The 16,939-nt window shown below is 55.3% G+C and carries 19 protein-coding genes; 9 read left to right on the forward strand and 10 right to left on the reverse strand.

Translation table 11 applies throughout. From position 1 onward, the window contains the following. Nucleotides 1–291: 291 nt before the first annotated feature. The gene (locus DESLA_RS0114025) at nucleotides 292–1,092 is read left to right on the forward strand and encodes an ABC transporter permease (RefSeq protein WP_028572951.1); all 801 of its coding nucleotides are present in this window, start codon (nucleotides 292–294) and stop codon (nucleotides 1,090–1,092) included. Nucleotides 1,093–1,203: 111 nt separating this feature from the next. Continuing rightward, a complete protein-coding gene (locus DESLA_RS0114030) occupies nucleotides 1,204–1,632 on the forward strand; it encodes a GtrA family protein (RefSeq protein WP_051434699.1) in 429 nt (142 codons plus the stop codon). Between the two features lie 27 nt (nucleotides 1,633–1,659). Here the strand turns inward: DESLA_RS0114030 and rfaE1 are convergent, their stop codons facing one another. Next, nucleotides 1,660–2,718 (reverse strand): D-glycero-beta-D-manno-heptose-7-phosphate kinase, encoded by a 1,059-nt coding sequence (rfaE1, locus tag DESLA_RS0114035; protein WP_051434700.1) that lies wholly within the window; start codon nucleotides 2,716–2,718, stop codon nucleotides 1,660–1,662. Between the two features lie 10 nt (nucleotides 2,719–2,728). Next, entirely contained in the window at nucleotides 2,729–3,619 is an 891-nt protein-coding gene (locus tag DESLA_RS0114040; RefSeq protein ID WP_028572954.1) for a ParB/RepB/Spo0J family partition protein, read from the reverse strand. A 61-nt stretch (nucleotides 3,620–3,680) separates the two neighbouring features. Between DESLA_RS0114040 and DESLA_RS0114045 the strand changes: the two genes are divergently transcribed. Beyond that, on the forward strand, nucleotides 3,681–4,139 hold the full coding sequence (locus DESLA_RS0114045) for a hypothetical protein (protein WP_245590066.1): 459 nt from the start codon (nucleotides 3,681–3,683) through the stop codon (nucleotides 4,137–4,139). Nucleotides 4,140–4,487: 348 nt separating this feature from the next. Here DESLA_RS0114045 and DESLA_RS0114050 read toward each other — a convergent pair whose 3' ends face one another. The 7 genes from DESLA_RS0114050 to DESLA_RS21895 form a co-directional block, all read right to left on the reverse strand. Next, nucleotides 4,488–5,282 carry a ParA family protein gene (locus DESLA_RS0114050; RefSeq protein WP_028572956.1) on the reverse strand — a complete coding sequence of 265 codons (795 nt, stop codon included), beginning with the start codon at nucleotides 5,280–5,282 and terminating at the stop codon, nucleotides 4,488–4,490. Nucleotides 5,283–5,486: 204 nt separating this feature from the next. Beyond that, nucleotides 5,487–5,783 carry a GAK system XXXCH domain-containing protein gene (locus DESLA_RS0114055; RefSeq protein ID WP_028572957.1) on the reverse strand — a complete coding sequence of 99 codons (297 nt, stop codon included), beginning with the start codon at nucleotides 5,781–5,783 and terminating at the stop codon, nucleotides 5,487–5,489. A gap of 46 nt (nucleotides 5,784–5,829) precedes the next feature. Beyond that, nucleotides 5,830–6,570 (reverse strand): slipin family protein, encoded by a 741-nt coding sequence (locus tag DESLA_RS20625; protein ID WP_035261866.1) that lies wholly within the window; start codon nucleotides 6,568–6,570, stop codon nucleotides 5,830–5,832. Nucleotides 6,571–6,574: 4 nt separating this feature from the next. Further along, complete coding sequence (locus tag DESLA_RS0114065) at nucleotides 6,575–7,894, reverse strand: NfeD family protein (protein ID WP_028572958.1); 1,320 nt, start codon at nucleotides 7,892–7,894, stop codon at nucleotides 6,575–6,577. A 64-nt stretch (nucleotides 7,895–7,958) separates the two neighbouring features. Further along, nucleotides 7,959–8,564, reverse strand: coding sequence for a hypothetical protein (locus tag DESLA_RS22990; RefSeq protein ID WP_156932976.1), 606 nt, complete (start codon nucleotides 8,562–8,564; stop codon nucleotides 7,959–7,961). Nucleotides 8,565–8,570: 6 nt separating this feature from the next. After that, a complete protein-coding gene (gene coaBC / locus DESLA_RS0114075; protein ID WP_028572960.1) occupies nucleotides 8,571–9,797 on the reverse strand; it encodes a bifunctional phosphopantothenoylcysteine decarboxylase/phosphopantothenate--cysteine ligase CoaBC in 1,227 nt (408 codons plus the stop codon). Next, nucleotides 9,794–10,276 carry a hypothetical protein gene (locus tag DESLA_RS21895; RefSeq protein WP_051434702.1) on the reverse strand — a complete coding sequence of 161 codons (483 nt, stop codon included), beginning with the start codon at nucleotides 10,274–10,276 and terminating at the stop codon, nucleotides 9,794–9,796. Before DESLA_RS21895 ends, coaBC begins: the two co-directional genes overlap by 4 nt. 256 nt (nucleotides 10,277–10,532) lie before the next feature. On the opposite strand from DESLA_RS21895, the gene queA reads away from it, so the two are divergent. The 6 genes from queA (at nucleotide 10,533) to aroE (ending at nucleotide 15,289) form a co-directional block, all read left to right on the forward strand. After that, the gene (queA, locus tag DESLA_RS0114085) at nucleotides 10,533–11,636 is read left to right on the forward strand and encodes a tRNA preQ1(34) S-adenosylmethionine ribosyltransferase-isomerase QueA (RefSeq protein WP_028572961.1); all 1,104 of its coding nucleotides are present in this window, start codon (nucleotides 10,533–10,535) and stop codon (nucleotides 11,634–11,636) included. A 116-nt stretch (nucleotides 11,637–11,752) separates the two neighbouring features. Continuing rightward, the gene (locus DESLA_RS0114090) at nucleotides 11,753–12,013 is read left to right on the forward strand and encodes a 4Fe-4S dicluster domain-containing protein (RefSeq protein ID WP_435050751.1); all 261 of its coding nucleotides are present in this window, start codon (nucleotides 11,753–11,755) and stop codon (nucleotides 12,011–12,013) included. Beyond that, nucleotides 11,997–13,070 carry a 3-methyl-2-oxobutanoate dehydrogenase subunit VorB gene (locus tag DESLA_RS0114095; protein ID WP_028572963.1) on the forward strand — a complete coding sequence of 358 codons (1,074 nt, stop codon included), beginning with the start codon at nucleotides 11,997–11,999 and terminating at the stop codon, nucleotides 13,068–13,070. Before DESLA_RS0114090 ends, DESLA_RS0114095 begins: the two co-directional genes overlap by 17 nt. After that, nucleotides 13,067–13,849: a thiamine pyrophosphate-dependent enzyme gene (locus DESLA_RS0114100; RefSeq protein WP_028572964.1), complete on the forward strand. Its 783-nt coding sequence runs from the start codon at nucleotides 13,067–13,069 to the stop codon at nucleotides 13,847–13,849. Before DESLA_RS0114095 ends, DESLA_RS0114100 begins: the two co-directional genes overlap by 4 nt. Continuing rightward, the gene (locus tag DESLA_RS0114105; protein WP_028572965.1) at nucleotides 13,846–14,394 is read left to right on the forward strand and encodes a 2-oxoacid:ferredoxin oxidoreductase subunit gamma family protein; all 549 of its coding nucleotides are present in this window, start codon (nucleotides 13,846–13,848) and stop codon (nucleotides 14,392–14,394) included. The genes DESLA_RS0114100 and DESLA_RS0114105 overlap by 4 nt, the downstream gene beginning before the upstream one ends. A gap of 55 nt (nucleotides 14,395–14,449) precedes the next feature. Continuing rightward, nucleotides 14,450–15,289, forward strand: a complete 840-nt coding sequence (aroE, locus tag DESLA_RS0114110) for a shikimate dehydrogenase (protein WP_035261868.1) — start codon at nucleotides 14,450–14,452, stop codon at nucleotides 15,287–15,289. Between the two features lie 26 nt (nucleotides 15,290–15,315). On the opposite strand, the gene DESLA_RS0114115 is transcribed toward aroE, so the two are convergent. Then, nucleotides 15,316–16,938 (reverse strand): lytic transglycosylase domain-containing protein, encoded by a 1,623-nt coding sequence (locus tag DESLA_RS0114115; RefSeq protein WP_028572967.1) that lies wholly within the window; start codon nucleotides 16,936–16,938, stop codon nucleotides 15,316–15,318. Nucleotide 16,939: the final 1 nt, after the last annotated feature.

Genomic DNA, 16,939 nt, shown 5'->3' on the forward strand with positions numbered 1-16,939 from the left:
CCCCGTCCAGGTCTCGACGAGAAATCCCGTCCAGAGATTTCCCGCCGAATTGTCTGGAAAATTGATCTCGAATCCGATTCGTTGACCGGCACTGATTGACGGTGTGACCTTGCCCGTTTTATTGACAAGTTTTGCATCGAACACTTTGCCACCGTATATGCTAAAAAGGACAGCGTACAGTCACGCAACTATTAATTGATAGCGCTGTAGCTTTTATATTTTTTTACTCTATATATGCTGTTAGCATTCGGAATAAGCGTCATTAAATCTAACAATAAGCAAAGAAAAATTATGATTTTTACTGCAAAAATTGTACAGCATCGTGATCTTCTTTTAAATCTTGTAAAAAGAGAGCTAAAAGGTCGATACAAGGATTCCGTGTTAGGTTTTTTGTGGAGTATCCTTAATCCTCTTTTTCTGGCAATAATTTACATGTTTTTTTTAAGGCTGCTTGTAGGTCGTGGAGTTCCAACTGAGGACGTGATCATCGGTGTTTTTGCTTGGCAATTTACCGCACAGAGCATATCCGGAGGCATGTCATGCATCACCGGAAATGCAACTCTCATAAAAAAAGTCTATTTCCCACGCGTTATTCTGCCGCTATCCGTTATTGCCGGAAATTTGATAAATTATGTACTGACAATATTTGTCCAATTATTTCTTTTGATTTTTGTGCTAGCTTGGAAAGGAAGTATGCTTGGGATAGGCTTGTTTGCAATGCCTCTAGTTGTCTTGTATCAAACATTGTTTATCTTGGGCATGGTTTTAGTTGTTTCATCGGCCAACGTATATTTCAGAGACATCCAACACCTCGTCAATCTACTTTTGACGGCTTGGTTCTTTATGACACCGGCAATTTATAATCTCACCTTCATTCAGCCTATTCTTGAACAGTTTCCTTTTTTGGGTAATCTCTATTTCTTAAATCCAATGGCCTCCATCATTACGATGTATCGGGCCCTGCTTTTGCCGGAAAGTGTTTTCTTCTGGTCCTGGGGGGTCGTTCTTGGTTTAGTTTGGCCAATAATTTTCCTCTATTTCGCGTACCGGATTTTTCAGTCCGCGCAACGTAATTTTGCTGATTACGTTTGATTTGAACATGTTGCCGCATTAGTAAGCATTTGTCACCGCAACTTCGTTCCATTGCAGCCGATACCTCGGAAGCTTTAGTGAGAGCGGTATACCTCGTCATGTGAGAACGGAATGCAAAAAAACCCTTGTTTGCCGAAGTTGTTCGCAGACTGTCTGGAGTTCAAGGTTGTCCGCTATTTTTTCGTCGGCGGTGCGGCAGCCGTCGTTGATCTTTCCTTGTTCTTCATTTTCGCGTGGCTTCTGGGATTTAACTACCTGCTCGTGGGGGCAGGCGCGTTCACTGTGGCCGCCATTTTCAACTATCTCTTATCCATTCGTTATGTCTTCGTAAGCGGTGTTCGGTTTCGTGGAAAAAAGGAGTTCGCCTGGGTTTACCTGGTCAGCGTCTTCGGTCTTCTGCTGAACCAGATCATCCTTTACATCGGCGTGGACATCTTGCACCGGGACATGATGTTGGCCAAAATCGCCGCCATTGGGCTTGTTTTCGGCTGGAACTATCTGGCCCGAAAACATTTCGTTTTCAAGACCGTTTGTCTGTAAAATCCGCCTCCCCCCTAGCTATCGGCGTTACCTCATTGATATTTCACGAATAGTTGACAGTGGCCATGAATTTACGGCTTCTCGGAGCTGTTCCGGTAAAACCGCCGTGGCCCCGATCTGTCCGACCACGACTCCGGCCGCGTAGTTGGCCAGGAGGCAAGCTTCCAGGGATTTCAGTCCTGCTGCCAAGGCCAATCCCAGCACGGCGATGACCGTATCCCCGGCGCCCGTCACGTCATAGACCTTCCTGGCGGCCGTGGGGATGTGGACGGCTTGAGAGGGAGAGCGGAACAGCAACATTCCCTTGGCTCCCAACGTGATCAGCAGCTCCCGGCTTTCCAGCTCCCGCATCAGACGTTTTCCCGCCGCGAAAACATCATCCAGACTGTCGCCCCCCGCGCCGTCGTGACGCACAAGGCTTTCGACCCCGGCTTCCCTGGTGTTCGGCGTGAGCAGGTCGACTCCGCGGTACACGGGATAATTCTTTGGTTTCGGATCGACGATGATCAGAGGCTTGTGGGCCATCGACTCGCGGATCGTTCGCAGCCTGTCCATGACCGGCCCGGAAACCAAGCCTTTTCCATAATCAGAAACGATCAGCACCCTGCTCTTTTCGAGCGCATCGTCGACGCCGTGCAGGAGGTCGTCCAAACCCTCCGTCGAAGGGAGGCAGACGGATTCCCGGTCAACCCGGACGATCTGTTGCTGTTGGGCGATGATCCGGGTCTTTCGGGTCGTGGGACGCTGACACTCTTGAATGCACTTGTCCTGGATTCCGTGTTCCCGAAACATCTCGCGCATCCGCTCACCGGAACCGTCGCTTCCCAAAAAACCGAACAGCTGGGCCTGCCCTCCCAAGGCGGTAATGTTTTTCGCGACGTTTCCAGCTCCGCCAAGCCGATATTCCTCGCTTTCAATCCGGACGACGGGCACCGGGGCCTCCGGCGAAATCCGCTCGACGGCGCCGAATATGTACTCATCCAGCATAACGTCGCCGACAATGACCACCGTGTTCCCGGCTAAGCGGTCGATGTTCGCGAGCAAGTCTTCCGGGTTGTAAAATGTGTTTGAAAACGACGCATTCATGGCAAGACACTCATAATGCCTCAACTCCCAGTTTTCCCAGTAACCTGACCAGTTCTTCCTTGGATCCATAGCGCATGGTCATGCTTCCCTTTTCTTCCGTTCCACGGAGCTTCACCCCTTTCAGCCCGATTTCACGGACGATCATCTCCTCGAATCTGGCCATTTGTTCGTTCTTTTCGCTCAGCGGTTTTGTTGGCGCTTGCCGGGCCTGGAACCCGAAGCGACCATGCTGTTTCCAGTAGGCGGCGTGACGTTCGCACTCGCGAACACTGAGGTCGTCGGCGACAATTTTGTCCCGTAGCGTTATTTGACTCTCCGGATTCGTGATCCCCGCCAGTACCCGCCCGTGTCCAGCCGTGTAGAATTTCTCTTGAATGTCCTTTTGGATATGTTCCGGGAGTTGCAATAAGCGGAGTAAGTTCGCGATATGGGGCCGACTGAGCCCTGTTCGCTCGGCGAGCTCGTTTTGCGTGGCTTGAAATTCAACTTGAAGCTGCTGGAGGGCTTGGGCTTGTTCCAACGCATTGAGGTCTTCGCGCTGGACGTTCTCGATCAGAGCCAGAGCCAGACTTTCCTTGTCCCCAAGCTCCCTGATGATCACCGGTATGTGTCGCAGCCCGGCGAGCTTGCTCGCTCTCCACCGCCGCTCCCCGGCCACCAGTTCATATTCGTCCGGATTTTTCCCAGGCCGAACGAGGATCGGCTGCAAAACCCCTTGCGCCTTGATTGATGCAGCCAGTTCCTCCAGGGATTCGGTTGAAAAGTATTTGCGCGGTTGATATCGGTTCGGCCTCAGGCTATCCACGTTGATCAACATCACGTCGCGTCCGTTCTGGTTTTCATTCCGCCCCGTGTCGCCCAGCAGCGCACCGAGTCCTTTACCCAACCCCCGTACAGCCATGAACCTCCTCCTTCCACCTTGACATCGCGCGAACAAGGATCATTTCATAAGCGCGGACATATTGCGCAACCTTGAACTGCATGAAACCATTAATAGATTCTTACCAAAAACAGGAGACAGCATGCCCTCTAACGACATTGTTCACGCCTTCGACGCCCAAGGCAAACCGCTTGGTGTCTTTATCCCGTTTGCCTTGTGGGAGCAACTGGACGAGAAGATACGAAGCACATTGGATCGCCCGGCTTCCAAACTTCAGGGATTCAAGGAGCCCATCAGCGACTGGGAGATGCTCGTCTCATGCTGGGATTTCCCCTATCCCGTTGATATGGACGTCCATTGTCGACTCTGCGACAATCAAACGCTGGACTGGAGACAGGATGCTCCACGGAAATTCTTGCTCAAGGCGGCCAACCTCGGAGGCTTGGTATCTTTTGAATGTTGCCAATGCCAAGCCCGGATACGCAAAAATCACTTCAAGGATGCCATTGACGTAAGCTGCACCCCGCCGGGCGCAAGATAATCCCCCTTGTCGCATTCAATCCGTACGGCAATGCCAACGGCCCGACACCCTGGCCCTCATCTTGAGGACCAGGGTGTCGGGCCGTTTTTCGTTTCCACGAAAAAAAATCGTAATATTTAGCAAAATTCTGATGAAAGGCAGAAACTGGCCAGGCCTGGCTTGCTTTGATTTTGCGGCCTCGCAAACCTGACTGAGCCAGGATTCGGTCTTCGTACCATTGCCGGAATTTGAAGCGCCGCATGCTGTTTATTCACGCAATGGCTCGATCTGCGAAGTCGGCGAAGGAGCTTACGAGACCGTAAATCAAGAAAGCAGGGCCTTGGCTGAGTAGTTACAGAGAGTTTTTCCTTAACCGTGCCCTGCGCCGTGTTTTCTTTTCTCTTCGAGCCGACCGAAGCATTCTTCCGAGAACTTGAGATATGCCTGCGAACCTTTGGACTTGATATCGTAACTGATCACCGGAAGGCCATGGCTGGGGGCTTCGGAGAGCCGAACATTACGAGGGATCGTCGTCGAGAACACCAAATCGGGAAAGTGGGTACACACCTCGCTTTCCACATCCTTGGTCAGATTACTGCGAGGGTCGTGCATGGTCAGCACAACGCCCAACAACTCCAATTCCGCGTTCAATCGCTGACGGACCAACGTATAAGTCCGCATCAGCTGGGCCATTCCCTCCAGAGCGTAGAATTCGCACTGCATCGGCACCACCAAGTGACGACCCGCGCAGAGTGCGTTCACCGTCAGCAGGCCCAGCGACGGGGGGCAGTCAATAACGATAAAGTCAAAATCGTGCCTCAGGGAATTAATCCCGTCACGCAAAAAAAATTCACGATTTTCTTTTTCAACCAGCTCCAGCTCCGCGCCCACGAGGTCCGATGTGGCGGGGAGCACGGATAAATATGGGAAGTTCGTTGCATGAACGGCCTTATGAAAATCCTGAGCGGAGAAATAGACGGAATAGAGATCGTCCCGACCCGCCTGCTTGTCCCAGCCTACTCCACTGGTGGCATTCCCTTGAGGATCGCAGTCAATCAGCAAGGTTTTTTTTTCCATCACGGCCAGGCATGCCGCCAAGTTCACAGCGGTGGTCGTCTTTCCCACCCCACCTTTCTGATTCGCAAGCACTATGACTTCAGCCACGTCATACCTACTAAATGTTTACCATATGCCATTCCCAGCGCGGACGGCCGACCAGCCCCCGGCATGACGTATCGACTTCGAACCGCGAGACGACAGGGCCGGAGAATGAGGGCACCCAAAAACGCAAAACTGCTGAACAGCTATGGATAGTTGGCAACTCTTGGTGTGCATGGAGCACGGAGGGTTAATGTTTCACGTGAAACATTAACCCTCCGGCTTGAAGGACCGATGACAGAATTCTTGAGCATCTCGAAGAGCGTCAAGAAGAAGAACGGCTTCTTGAACGTTGTGTTTCTTGACGACCATGTGCAATTGGCGAGTCAAGTGGAGAAAGTCTTCCGCTTCGGAATGCCACGATTCATTCGCGTTCATGGCCATTTTCTCAGTTGCTTGCAAAAAGGAGGTGACTTCTTTTAATGCAGGCAATTCACCGGAATCCGCGGCCTGCATAATCACTGAAAACAGATCGTGCATTTGGGATTTTAGCGCTGGAAAATTCATCGGATGAACAAAGTGTTGAGGTTAATCGGAAAAATACTTGCTCTGACTACTGACGATTCAATCTCAGAAAGTCAAGGGGAATAGGCAAGATCGTCGCTTGTCCGGAAGCTGCCATCTCTCGCATTGTCTGAAGGTATCGCAACGAAAGCGCTTCTGGGTTGCGGGAAATGATCTCGGCGGCCTGGGTCAATTTTTCAGCAGCCTGGTACTCACCCTCGGCATTGATGATCTTGGCGCGACGCTCACGCTCAGCCTCGGCTTGCTTGGCCATGGCTCGTTGCATTTCGGTTGGCAGGTCGACATGTTTCAGTTCAACGCCGGAAACCTTGATGCCCCATGCATCTGTCTGGGCATCCAAAATCGACTGAATTTGCATATTCACTTCTTCGCGTTGGGACAAAATCTGGTCCAGTTCAACGGAGCCGCAGACGCTGCGCAAGGTCGTCTGAGAGAGCTGAGAGGTCGCGAACAGAAAGTCCTCAATGGCCAAAACGGATTTGGACGGTTCGATGACACGGAAATAGATGACGGCATTGACTTTGATGCTGACGTTGTCCTTGGTGATGACGTCTTGGTGGGGGACGTCCATGGCAACAGTTCGCAGACTTGTTTTGACCATCTTATCTAAAAGAGGAATCAAAATGATCAAACCGGGGCCCTTTGTCGCGACATACCGACCTAATCGAAAAATGACGCCACGCTCGTATTCGTTGAGAATTCGAATCGCTGAAAAAAGAAAAAAAGCGACAATAAGCAGTAACGGGAGAAAAGAAGAAAAAGCACCCATGAAATCATCCTCCTGACATGTTGTGTGTTGACGTTGGGATAATGTGGAGAACAAGCCCGTCGACTTCGGAAACAGAAACCAAGTCGTCGGGTTGCAAGGACAAAGGGGTTTCACTGACAGCCGTCCAGGTTTCTCCTTGCAGGTGGACGACGCCATGGTCCTTTGACCAGTGTCTGACTTTCGCGGTCTGACCAATCAACTGGTGGGGCCCACTGAACGGTTTGTTGCGATGGGCTTTTGCGACCAGGTACAAACAGAAGCCGACAAACGCGGAAATACCGATGGTCGTAACGATAATGCTGGGCATGGGGACTCCTCCAATCCCGTACTCAAACCGAAACAAGATTACCGATCCGAAGAAGATGGAAATCACGGCGGCCAGGCTGAGGAGTCCGAAGCTTGAGATCATCAATTCGAGTCCAAAAAGCATCAGACCAAAAAGGATCAGCAGGAGACCGGCGACATTGGTCGGTAAAATGGATAAAGCGTATAGACCCAGGAGCAGGCAAAGGCCGCCGAGGACGCCGGGGAAAATCGCGCCTGGATTGGTCAACTCGAAAAAAATCCCCGCCAACCCGCCCATCAACAAAAAATAGGCGATCTGGGGATCCAGCATCCAAGCTAGAATGGAATACCAAAGACCTGGCTCGAAGTCGACAAATGCGACATCGTCGATACTGAAATAGACTCGTTCATTGTGCCACTCAAAGCCGCGAATGCCGATCTGCTCGACGTAATCAGGAACACTGACCGCAACGAGGTCCACCACGCGAAGCATGGCTGCCTCGGTTCCCGTCAGGTTGGCGCTTTCCTTCACCGCGCTGACGTACCAGTCGACGTTTCTCCCGCGACTCTGGGCGGATGCGCGAACTAAGCTTAGGAAATCATTGAGGATTTTGTCGGCCATGGCCTCTGGGATATCCTCTCCTCCGACACCAACGGGGCGGGCGGAGCCGATGTTGGAGTTGGGGCTCATCCCGGCAATGGCTGACGCGGCGACGAGGAAGACTCCGGCCGAGGCCGCGCGTGAGCCGTCGGGACCGACCCAGATGGCCACCGGCAAGGGAGCGTTCAGAATCTGTTTGACCATGTTTCTGGTGGTCTCTCCAAGACCTCCCGGCGTATCCAGTTGAAGAACGAACAGTTGGGCTTGCTCCTTGAAGGCATGGTTTATCGCCTCCTCAAGAAGATCTTGCTGCGCGGGATTGATGGAACCCTGAATCTTCAGAACATGGACCGGAAAGGGGTCATTGGCCGAAACAGGAGCGCCGGGAAACAATAAAAGCGAAACAAGGAATAAAGAGAATAAGAGCGCATGTCTCATAAGGGGGGCTCGCTTGGGTAAGAAAATCGATGTCGAATCCATGTATGGGAGTAAATATTCGGGCTCAGGGGGTCAAGCCGCGGATGATGTCCCAAGCCGCTTTTTTGATCAGCTTGTTGTCGGGCAGCATATCGTCGAGGCTCGGCAGGACGACATGCCTGGCCCGCGACGAGTTGGAGGCGTCGTGAAGCCCAGACTGGGAACGGCCAGCGAAAAGTGCGTCGACGCAGCCGCCGAAATCAAAGATATATTTGGGGTTGACTTCATTAATGACGCGGAAAAAACTGGCCTGCATGACCTCACCAGGAACTGGTATGGGAGCATACACGGCCGACGGCCAAAAAGCCACATCCTCCAGGCTCCAGGGCATGGCTTTGTCGATGATGGCGTGGATCAACCGCATCCGTGCATCATTGGGCCGTCCTCGAAAGTCATGGTCCAGGTGCGTATAGGTAATGATCGCGGCGATGGGTGGTTGGAGCCGTCGCCTGTAGAACATGAGAGGTTCAGGATAGTCGAAATCAGGGACGGTGCTCTTCGGTGCTGAGGGCTGGGGCGGTGCAGATGCGGCATCGCCCGCTATTTTCTCGACCGGCTCAGAAGCGACACGCGGTATCCGCAGCACGAATCGCAAACCGATTTCTCGCCAAACACGGGTTCGCTCGTCCATGGGCGATCAGTCGGAATGGTCGAGGAACCATTCAATTACGCGCATCGCGACTTCAGTTTTCGCCAGGACCGGCCAGGACTCTCTTCGTCCGCAACGGCTGATGACGTGCACTTGATTGGTGGCGGTTCCGAATCCGCTGTCGGGACGAGACACGGAATTGGCCACGATCAGGTCGAGGTGCTTTTCATGCAGCTTCAGCTGCGCGTGACGAAGAATGTCGTCCGTCTCTGCCGCGAAGCCGATGATGTACTGGGAGTCCTTACGCATTCTTCCGATGTCCGCCAAAATGTCGGGATTTTGTTCGAAGTCGAGGGTGATGCGCTCGCCTAGAGAGGACTTCTTGGCCTTGCTTTGTTGCTCGGCGACGGGGCGATAATCGGACACCGCCGCGGTCAGACAAATGATGTCCATGCCCGTCGCAAGGTCGAGGCAAGCTTCGTGCATTTGCCTGGCGGAGGTAACGTCCGTTGTCGGCAAAAAGCGAGGCAACCAAAGGGACGGCGTCGGGCCTCGGACTACGGAGACCTCGGCTCCGTGCAGCCAAGCGGCCAGGGCGATGGATGCGCCCATGATCCCGGAAGAGTCGTTCGTCACAACCCGGACCGGATCTAAATATTCCCGGGTTGGTCCAAGGTTGACGAGGAACCGCCGTCCGGCAAGCTCTTGCGGCAACAGCGCCTTCAAGGCATATAAAAAAATTTCCTCGACTTCAGCCAAGCGTCCTTCACCGATTTCTCCACAAGCCATCAGTCCTGTTTCCGGGGAAACAATACCGGTTCCTCGCCCTTCCAGTTTGGAAATATTGGCCTGAACGGCGGGGGAAGACCAAATTCGTGGATTCATGGCCGGGGCATGGATGATGGGCCCCTTGAAGGAGAACAGCTGTGAGCTGAGCAGGTCGTCGCCGATGCCACCGGCGTGTTTCGCCAGGGTATTGGCCGTGGATGGGGCGACGAGAAACAGGTGGGCGTTCTGAGCCGGTTCCAGGTGGGCGTACTCGGCTTGATTCGAATCGAAAAGTCCTTCATAGACCGGTCCCGAGGTTAAGGACCGAAACTGCAAGGGCCTGACGAACTCCTGGGCTGCCGCGGTCAGAGTAACCCCGACTTGGATGTCGGCTCGTTGGAGCCGACGCATGACGTCCACGGCTCGAAATGCGGAGACGCTGCCGGTGACGCCCAACTGCAGGCGCTTTCCGGAAAAGCCGGTGAAATCAGTCTGAGGGAGAGTCATTGGGTCAGCGTGCGTTCCTGGCGCATGGTTGGCGCGGGCGCGTTGGAGGCCGTTTTGGGGGCGATCCAGATTTCCATCTGAGTGGAAAAACGTCCGTCGTGAATGTTGATGATGCAGTCACGATCCGGCTTGGTGAAAACCATGATGGTCCGTTGGTATCGGAAGGAACTGCTCATGTGCCATCCGTCCTTGAGCATGTTATTGGTAAAAAAGGTCGTCAGGGAAACCGGGTCGACACGCCCCTTGAAAACGAGCATTCCGGCTTTTACTCCCGGGGTTTCCAGGACGAAAGAAGAGCGTGGGACCAGTTTCATGTCCCGAGGCACGAGGATGTCGTCGAAATCGTAATAATAGTTTGCCGGGCCGGACGGCGTGACGGTCGGATCAGTAGTGTCGCCGTTCCCTCCGGGCTGTTTGGAAGCGCAGGAAGCGACAAACAACAACAGACAGGCAAGCAGTATACGAGTGGCGATGTTCATTGGGGTCTCCCTTAAGGTGTAGGTAGAGCGAGGATAACATGCCAGAAGCGGAGTATGCATCAATGGCAACAGGATCATGGCTCGCACGAGTCAAAGATGATTTTCCCAAAAACAGCGTTTCCGACAATCTTTGCCGACAATGTTTGAAAAGTGCCCGATGCACATGGAGCGTTTCGGGTGCGACAATACCGGTTTTTCTTTTGATTTTTATCGTAGACCAAGTAAACCTGGGACTCAAGAGCTAATGACTCCTGGACTGAAATCGCAAGACATCCGACCAACGTTTTGCCTCGACGCATACGACTATGACCTGCCGGAGTCATTGATCGCCCAAAATCCTCCGCAAACCCGCGATTTGTCGCGTCTTTTGATCATGGGAAAGGACGACGAGTCGCAAGCGGTGGGGGTGTTCGACGATATCCTGGACCATCTTCCGCGACGATCACTGATCGTGGTCAATAATTCTCGCGTGGTACCGGGGCGGCTTCGAACAGTCGGGGAGCACGGAGGCGGCATGGAAATGCTCCTTCTGACGCCGCTCAATCTGTTGCGTCGCGCCCAACGCACTGAAGGGCGGAACGTCGTGGTGACGGGGGACGTGCTGCTTCGTCCGGCCAAGAAGGCCAAGGTCGGCAAGGAGTTTCAATTCAGTGAGATCCAGGCAAAAGTTCTGGAAAAAGGTGCGTTCGGGCAGACCAAAGTGGAATTGAGTTGGCCGTCCGAGTCGTCCCTGGAAAAGATTCTACGAGCTTCCGGAGAAATCCCGCTTCCCCCCTACATTCGCCGCCCTTCGGATCAACGAGATCTGGAGCGATACCAAACCGTCTATGCCGATGAGAAGGAGGCCGGGTCCATCGCCGCGCCGACGGCCGGGTTGCATTTCACCCCGTTGCTCCGCGACAAGCTGGTCCAAGCCGGGCATGAATGGGCCGAAGTGACGCTCTATGTCGGGTACGGCACGTTCAGCCCAATCCGATGCGACGATATTCGTGATCATCGAATGCACGGCGAGTACGTGAAGCTCTCCACGCATACAGTGGATGCCGTACGCCGGGCAAAGCAGGAAGGCCGGACGGTTATCGCCGTGGGGACGACCAGCATGCGCACCCTGGAGGGCGTTGCAGCCATCCGGGGCGGGGCGGAGCCGTTTGAAGGGTGGTTGGACACGTATATTTATCCGGGTTTCGAGTTTCAGATCGTGGACGGGCTGATCACCAATTTCCACCTTCCAAAATCCAGCCTGTTGGTCCTGGTCAGCGCCTTTGCCGGTCGGGAACGAATTCTCGCCGCCTACCGAAGGGCCGTGGCCGAAGGGTTTCGTTTTTTTTCATACGGTGACGCGATGTTCATCCGTCCATAATGCTTTGCGGCGAAGAAAGTTTTCAGGGTGACTTTTCAAAACACCTCGGTTCGCGTACATGCTGACAAGCCGTCCATACCGACGGAATTTATTCAGAGTTCCGACCTGGAGGAAAAATGATGAGACCAATCGAGTTTCGGGAAGACCGGTGCAAGGGCTGCGCCCTGTGCATGACGGTTTGTCCCAAGGAAATCATCACCATGTCGTCACGATTCAACACGTCCGGTTACAAGGTCGTCGAGGTTCGTGACGAAGTGGTGGAAGAGTGCACGAGTTGCGCGGCATGCGCGTTGATCTGTCCGGACTACGCCATATCCGTATGGCGCAAGCCGGCAAAAGACAGGAAAGGAGAGATCGCCGATGTCCACGCCGGGTGAACGAGTCTTGATCAAAGGCAATGAGGCTATTTGTCGCGGTGCCGTGGATGCCGGGTGTCAGTGCTTTTTCGGCTACCCCATCACGCCGCAGAACGATATTCCCGAATACATGTCCAAGGTCATGCCCAACCTCGGGCGCGTCTTCGTCCAGGCGGAAAGCGAGGTGGCCGCTGCCAACATGCTCTTGGGCGCGGCAGCCTGCGGGGTGCGGGCCATGACCTCGTCGTCGAGTCCGGGAATCTCCCTGAAGCAGGAGGCGATTTCCTACATGGGCGGTACGGAACTGCCCGCCGTGATCGTGAACATCAGCCGCGGCGGACCAGGGTTGGGCGATATCGGCCCGTCCCAGGGCGATTATTATCAGGCCGTCAAAGGCGGGGGACACGGTGATTACCGGCAGCTCGTCCTGGCGCCCGGCACGGTGCAGGAAGCCTATGACCTGATCGGCAAGGCCTTTGATTTGGCTTTTGTCTACCGGAATCCCGTGATGCTCCTCGGTGACGCGATTATCGGTCAAATGATGGAACCCGTGACCTTGGGCAGCCCCAAGGAAGCGCAAAAAGCCGATCCTGATCTGGGTTGGAACCTGACGGGCAAGGGACGACGCGATCCACGGCTGTTGAAGTCCCTACATCTGACCGACGGCGCCCTGGCAGGCCACAATATTCGCTTGCGGGACAAATATGCGTCCATGGAACGCGACGTGCTTTTTGAAAATTTTCTCGTGGACGACGCCGAACTGATCGTAGTCGCCTTCGGGTCCATCGGGCGGATCGCCAAGAGCACCATTCGCAAGCTGCGGGCGTCCGGCAAAAAGGTCGGCCTGCATCGACCCATCACCCTGTTTCCCTTTCCCAGCCAGGAGTTGAACAAACTGGCCGCGGAGGGCAGGCGTTTTCTGACCATCGAGCACAACCTGGGGCAGATGGTGGACGATGTTCGTTTGGCCGTCAGAAAGCACGCGGATTCGGATTTTTATGGCCATATGCCCGGCAATCTGCCGACTCCGGAAGACTTTGAACAACCCATCCTTGCGGCATTGGGGGTGAACTCATGAAAAACGGTAAGGCGGCTTTCACCTTGCCCGGCGTGCTGGCGGACGTTCCGACCCACTATTGCCCGGGCTGTCAACACGGCGTGGCCCAACGCCTGGTCGCGGAATGTCTGGATGAACTGGCGCTGTCCGAAAAAGCCATCTGCATCGGCTCCATCGGGTGTTCGGTGTTCATCTACAACTACCTGATGGTGGACTGCGTGGAAGCGCCCCATGGGCGTGCCCCGGCCGTGGCCACCGGCGTCAAGCGAGCCCGGCCCGAGGCCGCGGTATTTACCTATCAGGGGGACGGCGACCTGGCTTCCATCGGCATGGCCGAAACTATGCACTGCGCCAACCGCGGGGAACGGGTGACCATCATCTTCGTGAACAATACGGTGTACGGGATGACCGGCGGCCAAATGGCTCCCACCACCATGATCGGGCAGCGGACTACCACTTGTCCGGGGGGGCGATGCGCGGACAACGAGGGCGAGCCCATCAAAATGACGGAGATCATCGCCTCTCTCGGTGGGACCGCTTACGCGGCCCGGGTGGCGGTGGACTCGGTCAAGCACGTTCGGGCGGCCAGGAAGGCCGTGCGCAAGGCTTTTGAAGCGCCTTTGAACAACCTCGGCCTGGGGTTCGTGGAAATCCTGGCCACCTGCCCCACCAATTGGAAGATGACTCCGGTACAGGCCAACAAGCGCATCTCCGAAGAGTTGATCCCCTATTTCCCATTGGGTACATACAAGGACCTCATGGGGGAGCAAGCCGCTGAAGGAACGGAGGTGGAGCGATGAGCGGATATCAAGACGTCATCGTGGCCGGATTCGGCGGTCAGGGGGTCATGTTGATCGGGACGCTTCTGGCCTACGCGGCCATGGAAGACGGGCTCAACGTGACCTACCTGCCGGTCTACGGCCCGGAAATGCGCGGCGGTACGGCGAACTGCACCGTTGTCGTCTCCAAGGAGGACATCGGTTCGCCGATCATCCACCTGCCCAAGTCGTTGATCGCCATGAACCGTCCGTCACTGGACAAGTTTCAGCCTCGGGTCCAGGACGGGGGCGTCGTGGTGGTCAATTCCTCCCTGGTGGACATGGAGCTGGCCGACACGGCGCGGGTTCGGGCCGTGGGCGTTCCGGCCAATGAGATCGCCGACAGCCTCGGCAACACCAAGATGGCCAACATGGTGGCCATCGGGGCGTACGTTCAACTGACCGGCGTCGTGCCGCTGGACGTGCTCAAAGCCAGCCTGAAGAAGGTCATTTCTCCGAATTACGCGAAAATGATTCCCGCCAATGAACAGGCAATTCAGGCCGGAGCCGACGCGGTCCGTGCCTAAGCCTTCGTGATGACCGTAGGGGCGGGTTTCAAACCCGCCCCTACCCTTCTCCGCCATGACTACAAGCAATCCAATTTTCATCCCTGAGCGACTCTACGGAATTATCGGATATCCGTTGGGGCACAGCTTGAGCCCGCTGCTCCACAACTGGGGCTTCCAACACAACAATTTGGGGGCCGTTTATTGTCGGTGGCCGATGCCGACGGACCGACTGCCGGAGTTTATCACGGCCCTGCGGACCTTGCCGATCCAAGGAGTCAGCGTGACCATTCCCCACAAGCGAATGGTCATGCCCTACCTGGACGGCCTGACCGCGGACGCTCTTCACGCCGGAGCCGTGAACACGCTGTTTTGGAGCGGTGAGGAACTCTGGGGCGATAATACCGACGTCCAGGGTTTTTTGGCCCCGCTGACGGTTCGGCGGAGTCAGATCAGGACGGCGCTGGTTCTTGGCGTTGGGGGGGCTTCCAGAGCCGTGGTATGGGGCTTGAAGCGGATCGGTGCCGAACGGATCGCAGTCTGCGGACGCAGCCCGGAAAACGCGGAATCCCTGGCTCGGGAAGCGGGATGCGAACAGCTTTCCTGGGAAGAACGCGGGCAATGGAGCGGAGACCTGCTGGTCAACGCCACTCCGTTGGGCATGTCCGGAAAATTCGGGGGAATAAGCCCTTGGCCCGGCAAAATGTTCAATATTCGAATCGCCTACGACCTGATCTACAATCCCCAGGATACCTGTTTTCTCCGTCAAGCCGAGGAAAGCGGCATCCAGACCATCGGCGGGTTGGAGATGTTCATCGCCCAGGCCCAGGGTCAGTTTCGCCTCTGGACCAAAAAAGAACTCCCGAACGGAACCGTTCGGGAGTTGCTTGTGTCCGCTTTGAGCGGAACCGGATAAATTCGGAGCAAATGCCGCGACGTGCGCTAGCGGGTGACGTAAATCTTGAGATTGTCCCCGGGGCGGATCAAACCGTTGCGAGGCAATTTGTTCCACGCGACCAGATTGCTGGTGGTCACGCCGTAGCGCTGGGCGATGCGCCACAAGGTGTCGCCGCTGCGGACCCGGTATTGGACCACATTGGTCGCGGCAGACGCTGTCCGTGTACCTGAGCGTTCGATCTGGGGGATGTACAAGCGTTGCCCGACGCGTAAGGTAGAGCCGGTCGTTATGCCGTTGGCCTGGGCCAGGGTTTGAACGGTGACGCCGTGTCGCCTGGACAGGCTCCACAAGGTGTCTCCGGACTGGACCACGTGATTGGCCCGTTGGCTGGCCCGTTCCCGGGTTGCGGAGGCTCCCCCGGTTTGCTGCGCAGCGGCCACTGCTGCTGGGGATGCCGGGACCATGACCGATTCACCGATTCGTAAGGTATTGCTGGTCCGGTTATTGATTCGTTTCAATACATCAATTGGCGTGTCGAAGCGGGAGGCGAGGACATACCACGAATCACCACGACGTACCTGGTAACGATGAAACCCTGAAAACGGAGCAGCTGCGGGTTTTTTAAGGTAGGCCTGCACGGTTGCCTGCTTGTCCTCGGGTACGAAGATGGACAGGTTCATTCCCGGAGGGCTGACCTGACGGCGAAACGCGGGGTTGAGTTGGCGAAAGGTGTCCCAGTTCATGCCGCAGGAGTTGGCCAGGGCTACGAGGTCGGTCCCGCCCTTGATCTCAATTTCCGCCAGTTTCGGGGTGTTGTCCCAGTCGATGGGATCAAAACCCAGTTCTTCCAGGTTTTGGATAATTTTCAAAATGGCCATGAACTTGGGGACGTAGTGCCGAGTTTCCAAAGCCAGCAGGTTGTTGATGGCGGCTAGGTCGAAGTAGTTGTCCGTCCCGCTGCGCTGCATGGCCCTGGAAATACGTCCCTCCCCGGCGTTGTAGGCGGCCAGGGCCAGGTTCCAGTCCCCGAACATGTCATACAGCCGGGAGAGGTAGGCGGCGGCGGCATGGGTGGACATTCGGGGGTCGCGGCGTTGATCGAGCCACCAATCAAAGGTCATGCCGAAGGATTGACCGGTCCTGGGCATGAATTGCCACATGCCTCCGGCGCCGGCACGGGAATAGGCCATGGGATTGTAGCCGCTTTCCAGGAACGGAAGATAAATCAAATCATGAGGCAAGCCGTATTCGGCGAAGATGTCGCGGACCTCGGGAAGAAACCGCTCGGACCGCTTCAACCACATATCGAAACGATCCCGCCCTTCATGGGTGAAGTAGCGAAAAAAACGTTCGACTTCCTTGGTCTCCTGAATATCCAGGACGAATTCGAACTCCAGAGGCGACTCCAGGGCCTTTTGCTCCGCTTCCGTCAGCGGAGTGTCGGTATCCACGTCGATCCGACCGTACGCATCAAGGGGAGGGTCCAGGAGAGAACGGTGTTCTTCCCCATCAAGCAGGATCGAAGCGCCGGGTTGTCCTTCGGCGACGATTCGAGCATCCTTGACCCCATCGGGCAACGCGTTCTGGGGAGACGGTTTTTGATGGCCCGCACAGGCGGACAGCAGTAATACCGTCACCAAGGCGAGGAAAGACAGTCGGATGTTCATG

This window comes from Desulfonatronum lacustre DSM 10312 (assembly GCF_000519265.1).
In the GTDB taxonomy this organism is placed as follows: Bacteria; Desulfobacterota; Desulfovibrionia; order Desulfovibrionales; family Desulfonatronaceae; genus Desulfonatronum; species Desulfonatronum lacustre.